Below are 14976 nucleotides of genomic sequence, written 5' to 3' on the forward strand. Positions count from 1 at the left end.
AGTTTGCACAGAATATTTATCCACAAATTATGTCCTATTCGATTACGCCTATTGCAACCGTTCATTCCCCCTACAAACAAAAATTCGGCATTGCCCGCCAACCCGGTTTGGTTCCTGCAGCAGAAATTTGCATTGAACTCACTCCTGAATTTACCGCAGACAGCGTTCGGGGTTTGGAAGATTTCGACTATGTGTGGATAAGTTTTATTTTCCACGGTGTATTAAATGAAGGTTGGGCGCAAATGGTGCGTCCGCCACGGCTCGGAGGCAAACAAAAAATGGGCGTATTTGCCACGCGCAGCCCGCACCGCCCCAATCATCTCGGTTTATCCCTGCTGAAACTCGAACGCATCGAAACAGGCAAACCTGTCCGCATCTATTGCAGCGGAGCAGACCTGTTGGACGGTACTCCGGTAGTGGATATCAAACCCTACATCCCCTTTGTCGAATCCAAACCTGACGCATCATCAGGCTTTGTCAGCGGCAAACCTGAAGAATTGAACGTAGTCTGGGCAGAAAGTACACTTACGGAACATTTATCCACAGAAGAAAAACATCTCATTGAGCAAAGCATCGCCCAAGATCCTCGCCCTGCCTATCAAGATATTCCCGAACGGATTTATATAATGAATATTGCGGATTATGAAGTGCAATTTAGGATAGAAAACAAATGTGCCACAGTGATTAAACTATCCACAATCTGATTGCAAATTGAATCTATCTACAAACAAAAGGCCGTCTGAAATGTTCAGACGGCCTTTTAATTATCCACAGACTGATTGATTCAGCCCGTTATTTTTTAGATTTTGCTGGCAAAAAATTCCAAGGTACGAACCAATTGGCAAGTATAAGACATTTCATTGTCGTACCAAGCAACGGTTTTCACCAATTGTTTGTCGCCAACTGTCATCACGCGGGTTTGAGTCGCATCGAAAAGTGAGCCGTATTCAATACCGATAACGTCGGAAGAAACGATTTGATCTTCAGTGTAGCCTAAAGCATCGTTGGCAGCAGCTTTCATGGCTGCATTGATTTCTTCTTTGGTAACAGGGCGTTCGAGAATAGAAACCAGTTCGGTCAAAGAGCCGGTAGCAACAGGAACACGTTGGGCAGAACCATCAAGTTTGCCATTCAATTCAGGGATAACCAAGCCGATGGCTTTCGCGGCACCGGTGCTGTTCGGTACGATATTCAAGGCAGCAGCACGGGCGCGGCGGAAGTCGCCTTTGCGGTGTGGCGCGTCAAGGGTGTTTTGGTCGCCGGTATAAGCATGGATGGTAGTCATCAAGCCTTCGACGATACCGAATTCTTTTTGCAATACCGCAGCCATAGGAGCCAGGCAGTTAGTCGTACAAGAAGCGGCGGAGATAACAGTTTCGCTACCATCCAAAATATCTTGGTTTACGCCGTATACAACGGTTTTCACATCATTGCCGCCAGGAGCCGAAATCACAACTTTGCGCGCACCGGCACGGATATGGGCTTCCGCTTTGGTTTTATTGGTAAAGAAACCGGTACATTCGAGGACGACGTCCACACCCAGCTCGCCCCAAGGCAATTCTTCAGGATTAGGATTGGCAAATACTTTGATTTCTTTGCCGTTAACAACAATAGCGTCGTCTTTCAATTTGGCAGAGCCTTCAAAGCGGCCTTGAGTACTGTCGTATTTGAAGAGGTGCAACAGCATGTCTGCAGGAGTCAAGTCGTTAACAGCAACGACTTCGATACCTTGGGCTTTTTCAATTTGACGCAATGCCAGACGACCGATACGGCCAAAACCATTAATCGCTACTTTAATACTCATTTTGCTACTCCTAATTAGATGGAATGGGAAAAATTTCTCAGTGAGGCCATTGTATCCTGAAATAAAATTACTTTCTAGGATTTCAGATGATTACTTTTAAGTTGTTTGATTTAAATAAAGAAAACATGAAATTCTTGTTTGTAGGAAAATATCAGGAAAATCGAATCAGACTTAGCTTTTGATATTTTATTTCATAAAAACCATTTTCCAATCTTAAAAGTTTCATAAGTTTATGAAAATCATAAACTTAGTTCTATTTCTCCATATTTTGCCATTTTTGTGTTGATCATTCAGTGTTTTCTTCAAGTCATAGTATTTTAATTCTTAAAATGATGATTTTGATGAAGAACCAAACTATCTGTGGATAACGGAATAAATTTCTTTAAAACCAATTTGATAGTTACTTTTTATCTTTGAGGCAAACCCCAACTGAATACCGGAATAAAAAAGGATAGAATCTTAGTTCTTCTATTTTTCTGTGGATAAAACCCAAATTACCCACTTCAATTTCACATACTATTGTGGATAATTTAAATCTAGAAGTTTCTCTCGCAAAACATCCATATTGGCAAATACTATTAAAAATGATGGCTTGTTTTTTCCTTTTTAACGTATCATTTGCCCATCAGACTTTTTTAAAGGAAGCAATTATGCTGCAACGAACTTTAGCCAAATCAGTAAGCGTTACCGGCGTTGGCCTGCATTCGGGCGAAAGGGTCGCTCTGACTTTGCATCCTGCCGAAGAAAACAGCGGTATTTCGTTCCGCCGTACTGATTTAAGTGGGGAAATGGGCGAAGTAATCAAATTGAATCCTTATTTGATTAACGATACCCGCCTCTCTTCAACCATCGTTACCGATAAAGGCGTGCGCATCGGTACGATTGAACATATTATGTCGGCTCTGTCTGCCTACGGCATCGACAATGCTTTGATTGAATTGAACGCGCCTGAAATTCCGATTATGGACGGCTCCAGCCTACCATTTATTTATCTTTTGCAAGATGCAGGCGTGGTGGATCAAAAAGCCCAAAAACGTTTTTTGAGAATCCTCAAACCCGTTGAAATCAAAGAAACCGGAAAATGGGTGCGCTTTACGCCTTATGACGGCTTTAAAGTGACTTTAACCATCGAATTTGACCATCCCGTATTCAACCGCAGCACACCTACTTTCGAAATTGATTTTGCAGGAAAATCCTATATCGATGAGATTGCCCGCGCCCGTACCTTTGGCTTTATGCACGAAGTGGAAATGATGCGCGCCCACAATCTCGGACTGGGCGGCAATTTGAACAATGCCATCGTAATTGACGACATGGATGTTTTAAATCCGGAAGGTTTGCGCTATCCCGATGAATTTGTCCGCCACAAAATCCTGGATGCAATTGGCGATTTATACATTGTCGGCCATCCGATTATCGGCGCATTTGAAGGTTACAAATCAGGCCATGCCATCAATAATGCGCTGTTGCGTGCCGTTTTGGCAGATGAAACCGCTTACGAATGGGTTGAGTTTGCCGATGACGAAGACTTGCCCACTGCTTTTCACGAGCTACCGGCAGCCTGATAGAAAATAGATAACGCAGTTCAATGCAAAGGCCGTCTGAACCTTTCAGACGGCCTAAATCATGTCATTTTCCACAAGTAATTATCCACATATCCATCCCTTCTATCCTATTGAAAAATAAAAATATTAAAATTTAACGTTATTCTTATACACATCTTATCCATATATTTTCCCAAATTAAAAGGCCGTCTGAACAACTAGGTTTCAGACGGCCTTTTTCATGTCAAACCGACAATATCAATCGCCCATGACCTTGCCTTCACGACGCGGGTCAGCGCCGCCGAGCAAACCGTCTTTGCCGATCACAATGCCTTGTACGCCGGAATTCAAATCGCGGATTTGGACTTTGTAGCCTAATTTTTCCAATGCAGCCGCTTTATCCGCAGCCGCTGTTTTATCCTCGATTTCATACTGGCTGCCGCGATTGAGCATATTCGGCAGTGAAATTGCCGTCTGAATGTCCATGCCCCAGTCGATATGCGCCACCAACGTTTTAGCAACAAAACCGATAATGCGGCTGCCGCCCGGCGAACCGACCGCCATATAAGGTTTTCCGTCTTTCATCACAATGGTCGGCGCCATCGAAGAACGCGGACGTTTTCCACCGGCAACGCTGTTTGCCACCGTTTTACCGTCCTCTCCGACAGGATTGAAGGCAAAATCGGTTAATTCGTTGTTAAGCAGATAACCGTTTGTCATCAACCCCGAACCAAATGCGTTTTCAATCGAAGTCGTCATCGACACGACGTTGCCGTCTTTATCCACAACCACCAAATGACTGGTGGACGGCAGCTCGACCGACATGCCCTGTGCGTATTCCTTGCCGAACTGACCTGCCTGAATAGTTTCCAACGCCTTGTCAGCCTTGTGGATTTCTTCAGCACGCGGTTTCAAATAAGCCTGAGAAATCATGGCGCGAGTCGGAACGTTCACAAACTTGGGATCGCCGACATAATAATCACGGTCGGCAAAAGCAATCCGCGACGCATCGCCTATCCAGCGCCAACTGTGAATATTTTCCGATCCCAACGCCCTCATATCCTGATTTTGTAAGACGCCCAAAATCTCACCCAAAGCAATCGCGCCCGAACTTGGCGCGCCCATGCCGCAAACTTCATATTCACGATACGGCGCGCAAACCGGTTGACGCTCGATAACTTGATAGTTTTTCAAATCCGCCATGCTGATTTTGCCGGGGTTATCCACAGCGCCGGTAACGGCACGGACAATATTCTGTGCCTGCATTCCCTGATAAAACGGCGCACTGCCTTTTTCCGCCAACAGGCGCACAGAACGCGCAAATTCAGGATTTTTCAATACCGTTCCCGAAGCCAAAGGCTTGCCGTCAGGCAGGAAATACGCGGCGGTTTGCGGATAACGTTGCAAGGGTTCCAAATTTTGCTCGATGGATTTCGCCATACGCGGAGAAACAGCAAAACCTTGTTCCGCCAAAGTAATCGGTTTCTCAAACAAACTTGCCCACGGCAATTTGCCATAACGCTTGTGGACATCTTCCAGCAGCTTCGGAATCCCCGGCACACCGACCGAACGGCCGCCGACCACCGCTTTCATAAAGCCCATCGGTTTACCGTTTTCGTCCAAGAAAAGTTCCGGTGTTGCCGCTTTTGGCGCTGTTTCACGGGCATCAAACGTCGTCAGCTTTTTCGCCTTATTGTCCCAATACACCAAAAACGCACCGCCACCCAATCCAGAAGACTGCGGCTCAACCAGTCCCAAAGTTGTCTGCATGGCAATCATCGCATCTATCGCACTGCCGCCGCGCTTCAAAATTTCATAACCAGCTTCAGTTGCCAGCGGATTGGCAGACGCCGCCATATAATGTTTGGCGCGGATTAATTTCTGCTCCGTCAGCCCTGTTCCTTGCTCCGGCGCATGGTTATCCACAGATACAGAGGGCAGGGAAACTTGAGGCTTTTGAACTGGCTGTTGCGCACAAGCGGCCAAAATCAAAACGGATAACAGGTTAATACTAAAGGAAAACTTCATATGCACACCTTATTGAAATATTTTCAGACGGCCTTTTCCCAGCTTAAATAAAAGGAAATATGAAAATAGCTTGAAATAAAAAACCATTTGACTATTTCTCTAGTCAATCAGTTCCGATTGGAGAAGTATAAAACAAGATAAGATTGTGCACAGGCAAAAAGTTACCCACAGAATGAAGCAGCAGGAAATTTTTATCCACATCTGCAAACAAGGTCGACCATACTTTATCCTCATCAAAAAAGATCAGCTAAGTATTTGAAAAATTTTTGTAATTAAAGTTATCAACAAGCTGAGGCAGCACTCAATATCATCTTCTATTTATTATTTAAAATCTAATTTATAGTTTGTTTTCCCAAAGGCAAAGGCCGTCTGAAACGTAAAGGCATCTTTTCAAAAAATTAAAAAGTTAAGGATTGTTAAAAAGTTGTAAATCAGCTAGAGTTACGCTTGATAAATTTAATCAATAATGGAGTTTCACCAAATGAAAGGCGACATTGGCGTTATCGGCCTTGCCGTGATGGGGCAAAACCTGATTCTCAACATGAACGACAATGGTTTTAAAGTTGTCGCATTCAACCGTACGACCAGCAAAGTAGATGATTTTTTAAACGGCGCAGCCAAAAATACCAATATTATCGGCGCATATTCACTGCAAGATCTGGTTGATAAATTAGAAAAACCACGCAAAATCATGATGATGGTGCGCGCTGGTTCTGTTGTTGACGATTTTATCGAGCAACTCGTTCCGCTTTTGGACGAAGGTGACATCATTATTGACGGCGGCAATGCCAACTATCCTGATTCCACCCGCCGTACACACGAGCTGGCCGCAAAAGGCATCCGCTTTATCGGTGCCGGCGTATCCGGCGGCGAAGAAGGCGCACGTCACGGCCCTTCTATCATGCCCGGCGGCAACGAAGCCGCATGGCCTGCCGTTAAGCCGATTTTCCAAGCCATCTCCGCCAAAACGCCTCAAGGCGAGCCTTGCTGCGACTGGGTCGGCCGCGATGGTGCGGGCCACTTCGTCAAAATGGTGCACAACGGCATCGAATACGGCGATATGCAGTTGATTTGCGAAGCGTACCAATTCATGAAAGACGGTTTGGGTCTGTCTTATGACGAAATGCACCAAATCTTCAACGAGTGGAACAAAACCGAACTGGATTCTTATCTGGTCGAAATTACCGCCGCGATTTTGGGTTACCGAGATGAAAACGGCGAACCTTTGGTTGAAAAAATCCTTGATACCGCAGGTCAAAAAGGTACAGGCAAATGGACCGGCATCAATGCCCTCGATTTGGGTATCCCGTTGACCCTGATTTCCGAAGCCGTGTTTGCACGTTGCGTGTCCGCGTTTAAAGACCAACGCATCCAAGTAAACAGCCTGTTTGGCAAAACCATTACCCCGATTGAAGGCGATAAAGCCGCATGGGTAGATGCTTTGCGCCAAGCCCTGTTGGCATCCAAAATCATTTCTTATGCACAAGGCTTTATGCTGATCCGTGAAGCCAGCGAAAACAACGATTGGGCATTGAATTACGGCAACACTGCCCTCTTGTGGCGTGAAGGCTGCATCATCCGCAGCGCGTTCTTGGGCAACATCCGCGACGCATACGAAGCCAATCCTGATTTGGTCTTCTTGGGTTCCGATCCTTATTTCAAAGGCGTATTGGAAACCTGTCTGCCTGCATGGCGTAAAGTGGTGGCCAAAGCGATCGAGTGCGGTATTCCGATGCCTTGCATGGCTTCTGCCATTACCTTCCTTGACGGCTACACCACCGAACGCCTGCCCGCCAACCTGCTGCAAGCCCAACGCGACTACTTCGGCGCGCACACTTACGAGCGTACCGACAAACCGCGCGGCGAGTTCTTCCATACCAACTGGACAGGCAAGGGCGGCGATACCGCTTCAACCACATACGATATTTAATTTGCCTGAGCAAACAAAAGGCCGTCTGAGTATTTCAGACGGCCTTTTTATAGGGTTATCCACAATGAAGAATGAAACGATTTAACCTATTTAATAGATAACTTTATGAAATAAATAAAGATTAATAAAGGCCGTCTGAATATTTCAGACGGCCTTTAAAATTGTTCACAACCTTATCAACAGGTTTTCCATAGATTAAACCAGATTTTGCGGATTGCCGGCTACGAAGCGGTTGATGTTGTCCAAAAGGATGTCAAACAGACGGTTGGCGGCCTCTTGGCTTGCCCATGCAATGTGTGGCGTGACGATGAGGTTGGGTAGTCGGGCTTTCAACAGAGGGTTGCCGTTGCGTGGCGGCTCTTGTGTCAACACGTCAAAACCAGCACCGCCGATTTGGCCGTATTTCAACGCCGCAACCAAAGCGGCTTCATCAACCAAGCCGCCGCGCCCACAGTTGATGAGGATGGCGCCGGGTTTCATTTGCTGCAATTCGGCTTCGCCTATCATGTTGGCCGTTTGCGGCGTAAGCGGGCAATTAAGCGACACTACATCGGCGGAGCGGATGGCTTCGTCAAAGGAAACATAGCCGTCGCGGACGCTTTGGGCATTTTTATGTTCGGCGAACACGACATTCATTTTGAAAGCCTGAGCATAAGTTGCCAGCGTTTTACCGATATTGCCGCGACCGAAAATCGCCAGCGTTTTGCCGTTTAAATCGCGCATCGGTGCGCCGAGGTGACAGAAAAACGGCGAGTTTTCCCACAAGCCTGCCGCAACGTCGCGCTGGTAGGCAGGCAGGTTGCGCATCAGGGTAATCATCATCATAAACGCGTGTTCCGCCACGGATTCATTGCCGTAAGCGCGGATATTGCACACTGCCGTGCCGTTTTGTTTGGCAGCCTCAACGTCCACATTATTGACACCTGTTGCGGTAACGGCAACCAGCTTGAGTTGTGGATTTTCGGCAAATGCTTGAGCGGAAATCACGACTTTGTTGGTAATCACAATGTCCGCACCACGGATGCGCTCCAGCGTTTCGTGCGCTTCGGTTGTGCCGTAGCTGCTCAATGTATGTGGAAAATCAAAATCAAACGGGCGGTTGACGAGGGTATCACGGTCGAGGAAGACAATATGGAGCGGGTTCATAAAATTCCTATCAAAAATAAAATATCGATTTATAAAATCTAAATCAGGATAAGGGATTTAAAATATACGCGTTAGTTGATAATAATTATTATGTAGTGATTAAAACATCAATGTATCAGGAAAACAGCATGATTAAAACCATTACATTTGCTATTTTGCATTTCAGCGTCGCATTTAGTGTCGCCTATATTTTGACCGGCAGTATCGGCGTTTCCAGCGCGGTGGCTTTGGTCGAACCCATCGTTAATACCGTCGTCTTTTATTTTCACGAAAAAGCGTGGAACCGCTACGAGAAAAACAAATCCGACAAGCAAAAATTGTGGGTGCCTCTGCATCAGTGCGGCTAAAGTTTCAGACGGCCTTTTGCTTGATTAAAACTGATTATGCCTTTGCGGTTCGTCCATCGCCATCAAAATGCCAAACCCTAAAATAGAGTAAGACTTTACGAAGGCTTCATGAAGGTAAAAATGCTAAAATACGCTATTCTTGCAAACCCATTCAGACGGCCTCAATGCTCACCGATTTAGAAAAAAACGCCATCCGCGACCATTACCAAAACATCGGCAAAAACCTGCCCGGTTTCCGTCCGCGCGCTTCGCAGCGGGAAATGATTGCGGCAATTGCCAACGCTTTTTCGCGGACGTTGACGCGTGAAGAAGGCGAAGAAGCGCCCAAACGCGAGGGCGAGAGTATTGCCGTGATCGAAGGGCCGACCGGTGTGGGTAAATCGTTGGCCTACCTTTTGGCCGGCGGCATCATGGCGCAAACGCGCGGCAAACGGCTGATTGTCAGCAGTGCGACGGTGGCCTTGCAGGAGCAGTTGGTTGACCGAGATTTGCCGTTTCTGGTCGAAAAAAGCGGTTTGGAGCTGACCTTTGCGCTTGCCAAAGGACGCGGCCGTTATCTTTGCCCCTACAAACTCTATCAACTGACGCAAAACAACGCTCAGCAAAACCTGCTTGGTTTTGAAGCACCGGAAGTGTTGTGGGACAGTAAACCCAAGCCGGAAGAATTAAATCTGCTGCGTGATATTGCCGATGAATTTTCCGCCCGCCGCTTTAATGGCGACCGCGACACTTGGCCGGAAAAAATCGATGACGCGATTTGGCTCAAAGTCACCAACGACCGCCACGGCTGCCTGAAATCCGCCTGTCCTAATCGTCCGGAATGCCCGTTTTATCTGGCGCGCGATGTTTTGGAAACCGTCGATGTCGTCGTTGCCAACCATGACCTTCTGCTTGCTGACATCAGCATGAGCGGCGGCGTGATTCTGCCTGCACCCGAAAACAGTTTCTATTGCATAGACGAAGCGCACCACCTGCCCAAAAAAGCCCTCAGCCGTTTTGCCGCCGAACATTCATGGAATATTGCCGTTTGGACGCTGGAAAAACTGCCGCAGCTGACCGGCAAAATTGCCGCGCTTACCGATAAAGCCGAACTTGCCAACCTCGCCGACGAAGCTGCCACATCCTTGCTCGACAGCCTGCATGAATGGCAGTTTCACTTAGCGGAAGAGCCGTCTTTAAGTCTGGGGTCGTCTGAAAACGACAGGCGGAAACACAACGAACCGACTTGGCTGTGGGAAGACGGCAAAATCCCCGAAGGCCTGGAAACCACAGTTTCCAATACGGCCATTGCTGCGCGCAGCCTGCTCAAACATGTTGTCGGCTTGAACGATGCGCTTTCTGCTGCGCGCCGCGACAAAGAGCAGGACGGCGCGCTCATCGACCGCCTGACCAGCGAGTTCGGCCTTTTTATCGCCCGTATCGAACAAATCAACGCGGTTTGGGATTTGCTCTCCACCGTTCCCATTGAGGGCGAAGAGCCGTTGGCGAAATGGATAACCCGCCGTGCCGACGACAAAAACGACTACATTTTCAATGCCAGCCCCATCAGCAGCGCATCCCACCTTGCCAACAGCCTGTGGCGGCGCGCAGCAGGTGCGGTGTTGACTTCGGCCACCCTGCAATCGCTCGGCAGCTTCAACCTGATTTTGCGCCAAACCGGCCTGCTGTGGCTGCCTGAAACCACCACGCTTGCATTGGAAAGCCCGTTTAATTTCGATACGCAAGGCGAGCTGTATATTCCGCCGGTTCAAGCCAGCCCCAAAGACCCTGATGCGCACACGGCCGCTATTGTCGAATGGTTGCCGAAGCTGGTTTCGCCGGTTGAAGCCATCGGTACGCTGGTGTTGTTTTCCTCGCGCAAGCAAATGCAGGATGTCGCCTTACGACTGCCTGACGAATACTTGCCGCTTCTGCTTGTGCAGGGCGAGTTGCCCAAGGCCGTCCTGTTACAAAGGCACCATCAAGCCATTGCCGAAGGCAAAGCCAGCATTATTTTCGGCCTCGACAGTTTTGCCGAAGGCCTCGACCTGCCCGGTACAGCCTGCGTGCAAGTTATTATTGCCAAGCTGCCGTTTGCGATGCCAGATAATCCCATCGAGAAAACCCAAAACCGTTGGATTGAACAACGCGGCGGCAATCCTTTTATCGAAATTACGGTGCCCGAAGCCAGCATCAAACTGATCCAAGCCGTCGGCCGCCTTATCCGTACCGAACAGGATTACGGCCGCGTGACCATCCTCGACAACCGCGTCAAAACGCAACGTTACGGCCAACAATTATTGGCCTGTCTGCCGCCGTTTAAACGGATAGGGTAGTTTTGGATTGTTCAAAAGGTAAAGGCCGTCTGAAACCAAATGTTCAGACGGCCTTTTATTCTTTTCAAGCTATAAATCTAATTTCATGACGGATACGGTTTCCCCGTTGTGCCAAGTCTGCGTGATTTCTTTCCAGCCGAACTTTTCATACACGGCTTGCACATCCGGCGTATAGAGAAACAGATGCAGCAAACCCAGTTCGCGTGCTTTATCCAGACAAAACGAAACCAGCTGCCTGCCCACGCCCAAGCCGCGAAATTGCGGCAAAACGAACACATCGCCCAGCCAATATTCGTGTTCGGGAAAACACGCCATATCAAACCGCTTTAATGCTGCCGAACCCATCAGCCGCCCTTCATTATCCACAGCCGCAAACGCCAGCGGCAAGTTATCCCCATTGATGCACTGCGCGTAATACGCACGGATTTTGTCCAGAGACGACCACGGCGCAAAATCGTGCCATTCCTCAAACAGCGCGAGGGCTAAAGGCTCGACAAATTCAGGCTTCAGACGGCATATGTTCATATCGGGTCCTTTTGTTGTACCGCATAGGGATTATTTTTACAGTATAGGCCGTCTGAAAGGTTAACACATCTTAAAAAATCAGCGTAAAACACGATAAACTCGCCGCCAGCCCCATTCAAATCACTTATAATTCTGCCCATACCGCACACAAACAAAAGAAGAACATCATGGCCAAGAAATTTCCCATTTTCCCGAAAAATCCCGAGCGTATCTGCTGGGGTTGCGACAAATACTGCAAAGAAGACGATTTGCAATGCGGCAACGGTTGCGAGCGCATTCAGCACCCCATCGAGTTGGACGGCCGCGACTGGTATAAAAAAGGCGACTGGAGCAATTTGTTGAGCAAAGAGCAGCAAATCGAACTTGGACTGAAAGAAGCGCCCAAGCCGGCCAAACCGCATATCAAGCTGCCTTTGAAAAACAAAACGGCTTAAACGATATGCCGTAAACAAACGAAATAAAAAGGCCGTCTGAAACCTGAAAAACAGGGTTTCAGACGGCCTTTTCGTTGTCGGATTATGCCTTCACATAATGCACAAATGCGTATTCGATGCCTTTGGCGGAAACATGGTTTTCCCGAGAGGCTTCTTGCCATGTTTCTGTGGAAAACTCAGGAAAAAACGCATCGCCGTCCACATCCAAACCGACTTCGGTCAAACGTAAATCGGTGGCAATCGGCAGGGCTTGTGCATAAATTTGTGCGCCGCCCATGATGATGACTTCTTCAACCCCCTGACACAAAGCCAGCGCATCTTGCAAAGAAGCTGCCGTTTGCGCGCCTTCGACCTGATAATCTTGGCGGGTGATGACGATATTTTGACGGTTGGGCAGTGGCTTGCGCGGCAGAGATTCCCATGTTTTGCGGCCCATAATGACGGGTTTGCCGGTGGTGTAGGATTTGAAGAAGGCAAAATCCTCGGGCAAATGCCAAGGCATGGTGTTGTTGATGCCGATACAGCGGCGGGCGGCGTAGGCGGCGATAAGGGTGATTTTCGGCATAATGAAATCCGTTTGCAAAATAAAATGATTATAGAGGAAGGGATACTAGATTAACGGAATATCCGTTGTTTTAAAAATGTTTCAATATTTATAAAATTAATATTCAAAATATTAATTTTGACAAAAATCATTTATTGTTCATTTTTTTAGGTATATGATGAATATCATACCAAATAAAAAGGAAAGGAAAAAATGATGCGAACCCTCCGTATTTCTGCTTTGACTGCTTCCCTGTCTTTGATGCTGGCTGCCTGCGGCGGCGCAACAAGCGGCTTGTCGAATGCCGTGACCGAGCCGCTCAATCCGCATCCGAAAGGCGTGTTGTCCGTTGAATTGAACGAATCCGTCCCTGAAAACGGTACGTTGGAGCTGACGGCCAACGGTAAAAAGCAAACTCTGAAAAAAGGCGACAAACTCGATACCGGCTTTTTGAAAACCGATAAAGTATCTTCTTACGACTACGCCCAAAAAATCAAGGTAAACGGCAAAGTCATCACTTTGGAAACGGGCGATTTTCAAGTGTATAAACAAAATTATTCCACTGTTGCCGCGCGTTACGCCAAACAAAAAGCCGATGACGCAGGCAAGCTGCAAAACCTCGATATATACACATTCACCGTCGGCGAAGTCCAAGGCGATGAAACCGCTTACCGCAATTTGCCCAAACAAGGCAGCTATCAGTATTCGGGCATTGCGTTTAACGGCGATGACCGCAGCGGCCGTCTGAAATACACCGTTGATTTCGATAAAAAACAAGGTTACGGCAAAATCAGCAGCATGGCTTCCCACAATAATGTCGATCTGCTTGCCGCAGGTATTGCCAATAACAATGGCAAAGCCGCCATCAGCGGTAAAACCAGTTTGAGTGGTGTCGAAAACGGCCGTTATGATTTGAAACTCTTCGGCCCGCAGGCTGAAGAAATTGCCGGTAAGGCGCAAATCAAAGTTGGCGACTCTACCAAAGAAATCGGTTTGGCCGGTAAGAAAGAATAGGAAATAAGGCCGTCTGAACATTTCAGACGGCCTTATTGTGACAAAAAAAGCAACGGCTCAAACCGTTGCTTTTTTCATGCCAACCTAAATTACAGGCTGCCCAAGATAATGCGCAATACGCGGCGCAACGGTTCGGCAGCGCCCCACAAGAGTTGGTCGCCGACAGTGAACGCGCTGATGTATTCGCCGCCCATCTCCAGTTTGCGGATACGGCCGACAGGAACAGACAGCGTGCCGGTAACTTTGGCAGGAGTCAGCTCGTGAATGCTGGCTTCTTTTTCGTTGGGGATAACTTTCACCCAGTCGTTTGCGCCTGCCAAAATGGCTTCGATTTCAGAAACAGGCAGGTCTTTTTTCAGCTTCAGGGTGAGGGCTTGGCTGTGGCAGCGCATAGAGCCGATGCGTACGCACAAGCCGTCGATTACGGTCGGATTGTCGCTGCGGCCGAGGATTTTGTTGGTTTCTACGCCGCCCTTCCATTCTTCTTTGGACTGGCCGTTGCCCAAGTCCACGTCAATCCACGGAATCAGGCTGCCGGCGAGCGGTACGCCGAAGTTGGCTTTCGGATAGTCTTCGCTGCGCAGGAAATCGGACACTTTGCGGTCGATGTCGAGAATCGCGCTGGAAGGATCGGCAAGCTCGTCTGCCACTTTGGCGTGAATCGCGCCCATGCCGTTGATGAGTTCGCGCATGTTTTTCGCACCCGCGCCGGAAGCGGCTTGATAGGTCATGCTGGTTGCCCATTCGACCAAATCGTTTTGGAACAAACCGCCCAAAGCCATCAACATCAGGGAAACGGTACAGTTGCCGCCGATGTAGTTTTTCACGCCGTTTTTGAGGCCGTTGTCGATGACGTTGCGGTTGACAGGGTCGAGGACGATAATCGCGTCGTCTTTCATGCGCAGGGAAGAAGCCGCGTCAACCCAGTAGCCGTTCCAGCCGCTGTCGCGCAGGGGTTGGAAGACGGATTTGGTGTAATCGCCACCCTGACAAGTAACGATGATGTCCATTTTTGCCAATTCGGCAACATCGTTGGCATCCAACAATGTTTTGGCTGCCTGACCGAAATCAGGGGCAGCGCCGCCGACGTTGGAAGTGGTAAAGAAAAACGCTTCGGGAATGTGGGCGAAGTCGTTTTCTTCTTTCATACGCTGCATCAAAACAGAGCCGACCATACCGCGCCAGCCGACGAAACCTACTTTCATGTGTTACTCCTTACAAAGAAAATCCGGATAAGTTTATAGTGCATTAACAAAAATCGGAACGGCATCGCCTGCCGCTTTGTTCAGACTTTTGTTAACCCACTATAAAAAAGGGGAAAACGAGTGTTTTAACGCCGTCTGCG

At 48.1% G+C, this 14976-nt stretch carries 13 protein-coding genes; 7 read left to right on the forward strand and 6 right to left on the reverse strand.

The features are described from left to right. The first annotated feature begins 29 nt into the window (after positions 1–29). Positions 30–704, forward strand: a complete 675-nt coding sequence (gene tsaA / locus ACTHTJ_RS05120; protein ID WP_070584481.1) for a tRNA (N6-threonylcarbamoyladenosine(37)-N6)-methyltransferase TrmO — start codon at positions 30–32, stop codon at positions 702–704. 95 nt (positions 705–799) lie between these two features. Here the strand turns inward: tsaA and gap are convergent, their stop codons facing one another. Continuing rightward, a complete protein-coding gene (gene gap / locus ACTHTJ_RS05125) occupies positions 800–1804 on the reverse strand; it encodes a type I glyceraldehyde-3-phosphate dehydrogenase (protein WP_070584483.1) in 1005 nt (334 codons plus the stop codon). Positions 1805–2454: 650 nt separating this feature from the next. Here gap and lpxC point away from each other — a divergent pair. Further along, positions 2455–3369, forward strand: coding sequence for a UDP-3-O-acyl-N-acetylglucosamine deacetylase (gene lpxC / locus ACTHTJ_RS05130; protein ID WP_070584484.1), 915 nt, complete (start codon positions 2455–2457; stop codon positions 3367–3369). Between the two features lie 237 nt (positions 3370–3606). Here the strand turns inward: lpxC and ggt are convergent, their stop codons facing one another. Then, the gene (gene ggt, locus ACTHTJ_RS05135) at positions 3607–5376 is read right to left on the reverse strand and encodes a gamma-glutamyltransferase (RefSeq protein WP_070584487.1); all 1770 of its coding nucleotides are present in this window, start codon (positions 5374–5376) and stop codon (positions 3607–3609) included. Between the two features lie 481 nt (positions 5377–5857). On the opposite strand from ggt, the gene gnd reads away from it, so the two are divergent. Then, positions 5858–7306: a decarboxylating NADP(+)-dependent phosphogluconate dehydrogenase gene (gnd, locus tag ACTHTJ_RS05140; protein ID WP_070584489.1), complete on the forward strand. Its 1449-nt coding sequence runs from the start codon at positions 5858–5860 to the stop codon at positions 7304–7306. A 195-nt stretch (positions 7307–7501) separates the two neighbouring features. On the opposite strand, the gene ACTHTJ_RS05145 is transcribed toward gnd, so the two are convergent. Then, positions 7502–8452, reverse strand: coding sequence for a D-2-hydroxyacid dehydrogenase (locus tag ACTHTJ_RS05145; RefSeq protein ID WP_070584491.1), 951 nt, complete (start codon positions 8450–8452; stop codon positions 7502–7504). A gap of 128 nt (positions 8453–8580) precedes the next feature. Here ACTHTJ_RS05145 and ACTHTJ_RS05150 point away from each other — a divergent pair, with 128 nt between their 5' ends. Together ACTHTJ_RS05150 and dinG are read left to right on the forward strand one after the other, a co-directional pair. Beyond that, positions 8581–8799, forward strand: coding sequence for a DUF2061 domain-containing protein (locus tag ACTHTJ_RS05150; protein WP_003686746.1), 219 nt, complete (start codon positions 8581–8583; stop codon positions 8797–8799). A 164-nt stretch (positions 8800–8963) separates the two neighbouring features. Continuing rightward, a complete protein-coding gene (gene dinG, locus ACTHTJ_RS05155; protein WP_070584492.1) occupies positions 8964–11114 on the forward strand; it encodes an ATP-dependent DNA helicase DinG in 2151 nt (716 codons plus the stop codon). Positions 11115–11183: 69 nt separating this feature from the next. Here dinG and ACTHTJ_RS05160 read toward each other — a convergent pair whose 3' ends face one another. Then, on the reverse strand, positions 11184–11639 hold the full coding sequence (locus ACTHTJ_RS05160) for a GNAT family N-acetyltransferase (RefSeq protein ID WP_070584495.1): 456 nt from the start codon (positions 11637–11639) through the stop codon (positions 11184–11186). 167 nt (positions 11640–11806) lie between these two features. Between ACTHTJ_RS05160 and ACTHTJ_RS05165 the strand changes: the two genes are divergently transcribed. Beyond that, entirely contained in the window at positions 11807–12073 is a 267-nt protein-coding gene (locus tag ACTHTJ_RS05165; RefSeq protein ID WP_070584497.1) for a DUF3079 domain-containing protein, read from the forward strand. An 82-nt stretch (positions 12074–12155) separates the two neighbouring features. Here the strand turns inward: ACTHTJ_RS05165 and ACTHTJ_RS05170 are convergent, their stop codons facing one another. After that, a complete protein-coding gene (locus ACTHTJ_RS05170; protein WP_070584499.1) occupies positions 12156–12638 on the reverse strand; it encodes a dihydrofolate reductase in 483 nt (160 codons plus the stop codon). A 195-nt stretch (positions 12639–12833) separates the two neighbouring features. Here ACTHTJ_RS05170 and ACTHTJ_RS05175 point away from each other — a divergent pair, with 195 nt between their 5' ends. After that, a complete protein-coding gene (locus ACTHTJ_RS05175; protein WP_070584500.1) occupies positions 12834–13631 on the forward strand; it encodes a factor H-binding protein in 798 nt (265 codons plus the stop codon). An 89-nt stretch (positions 13632–13720) separates the two neighbouring features. On the opposite strand, the gene asd is transcribed toward ACTHTJ_RS05175, so the two are convergent. After that, complete coding sequence (gene asd, locus ACTHTJ_RS05180; RefSeq protein ID WP_070584502.1) at positions 13721–14836, reverse strand: aspartate-semialdehyde dehydrogenase; 1116 nt, start codon at positions 14834–14836, stop codon at positions 13721–13723. Positions 14837–14976: the final 140 nt, after the last annotated feature.

This window comes from Neisseria sp. P0018.S001 (assembly GCF_051957355.1).
GTDB classification, from domain to species: Bacteria; Pseudomonadota; Gammaproteobacteria; order Burkholderiales; family Neisseriaceae; genus Neisseria; species Neisseria subflava_A.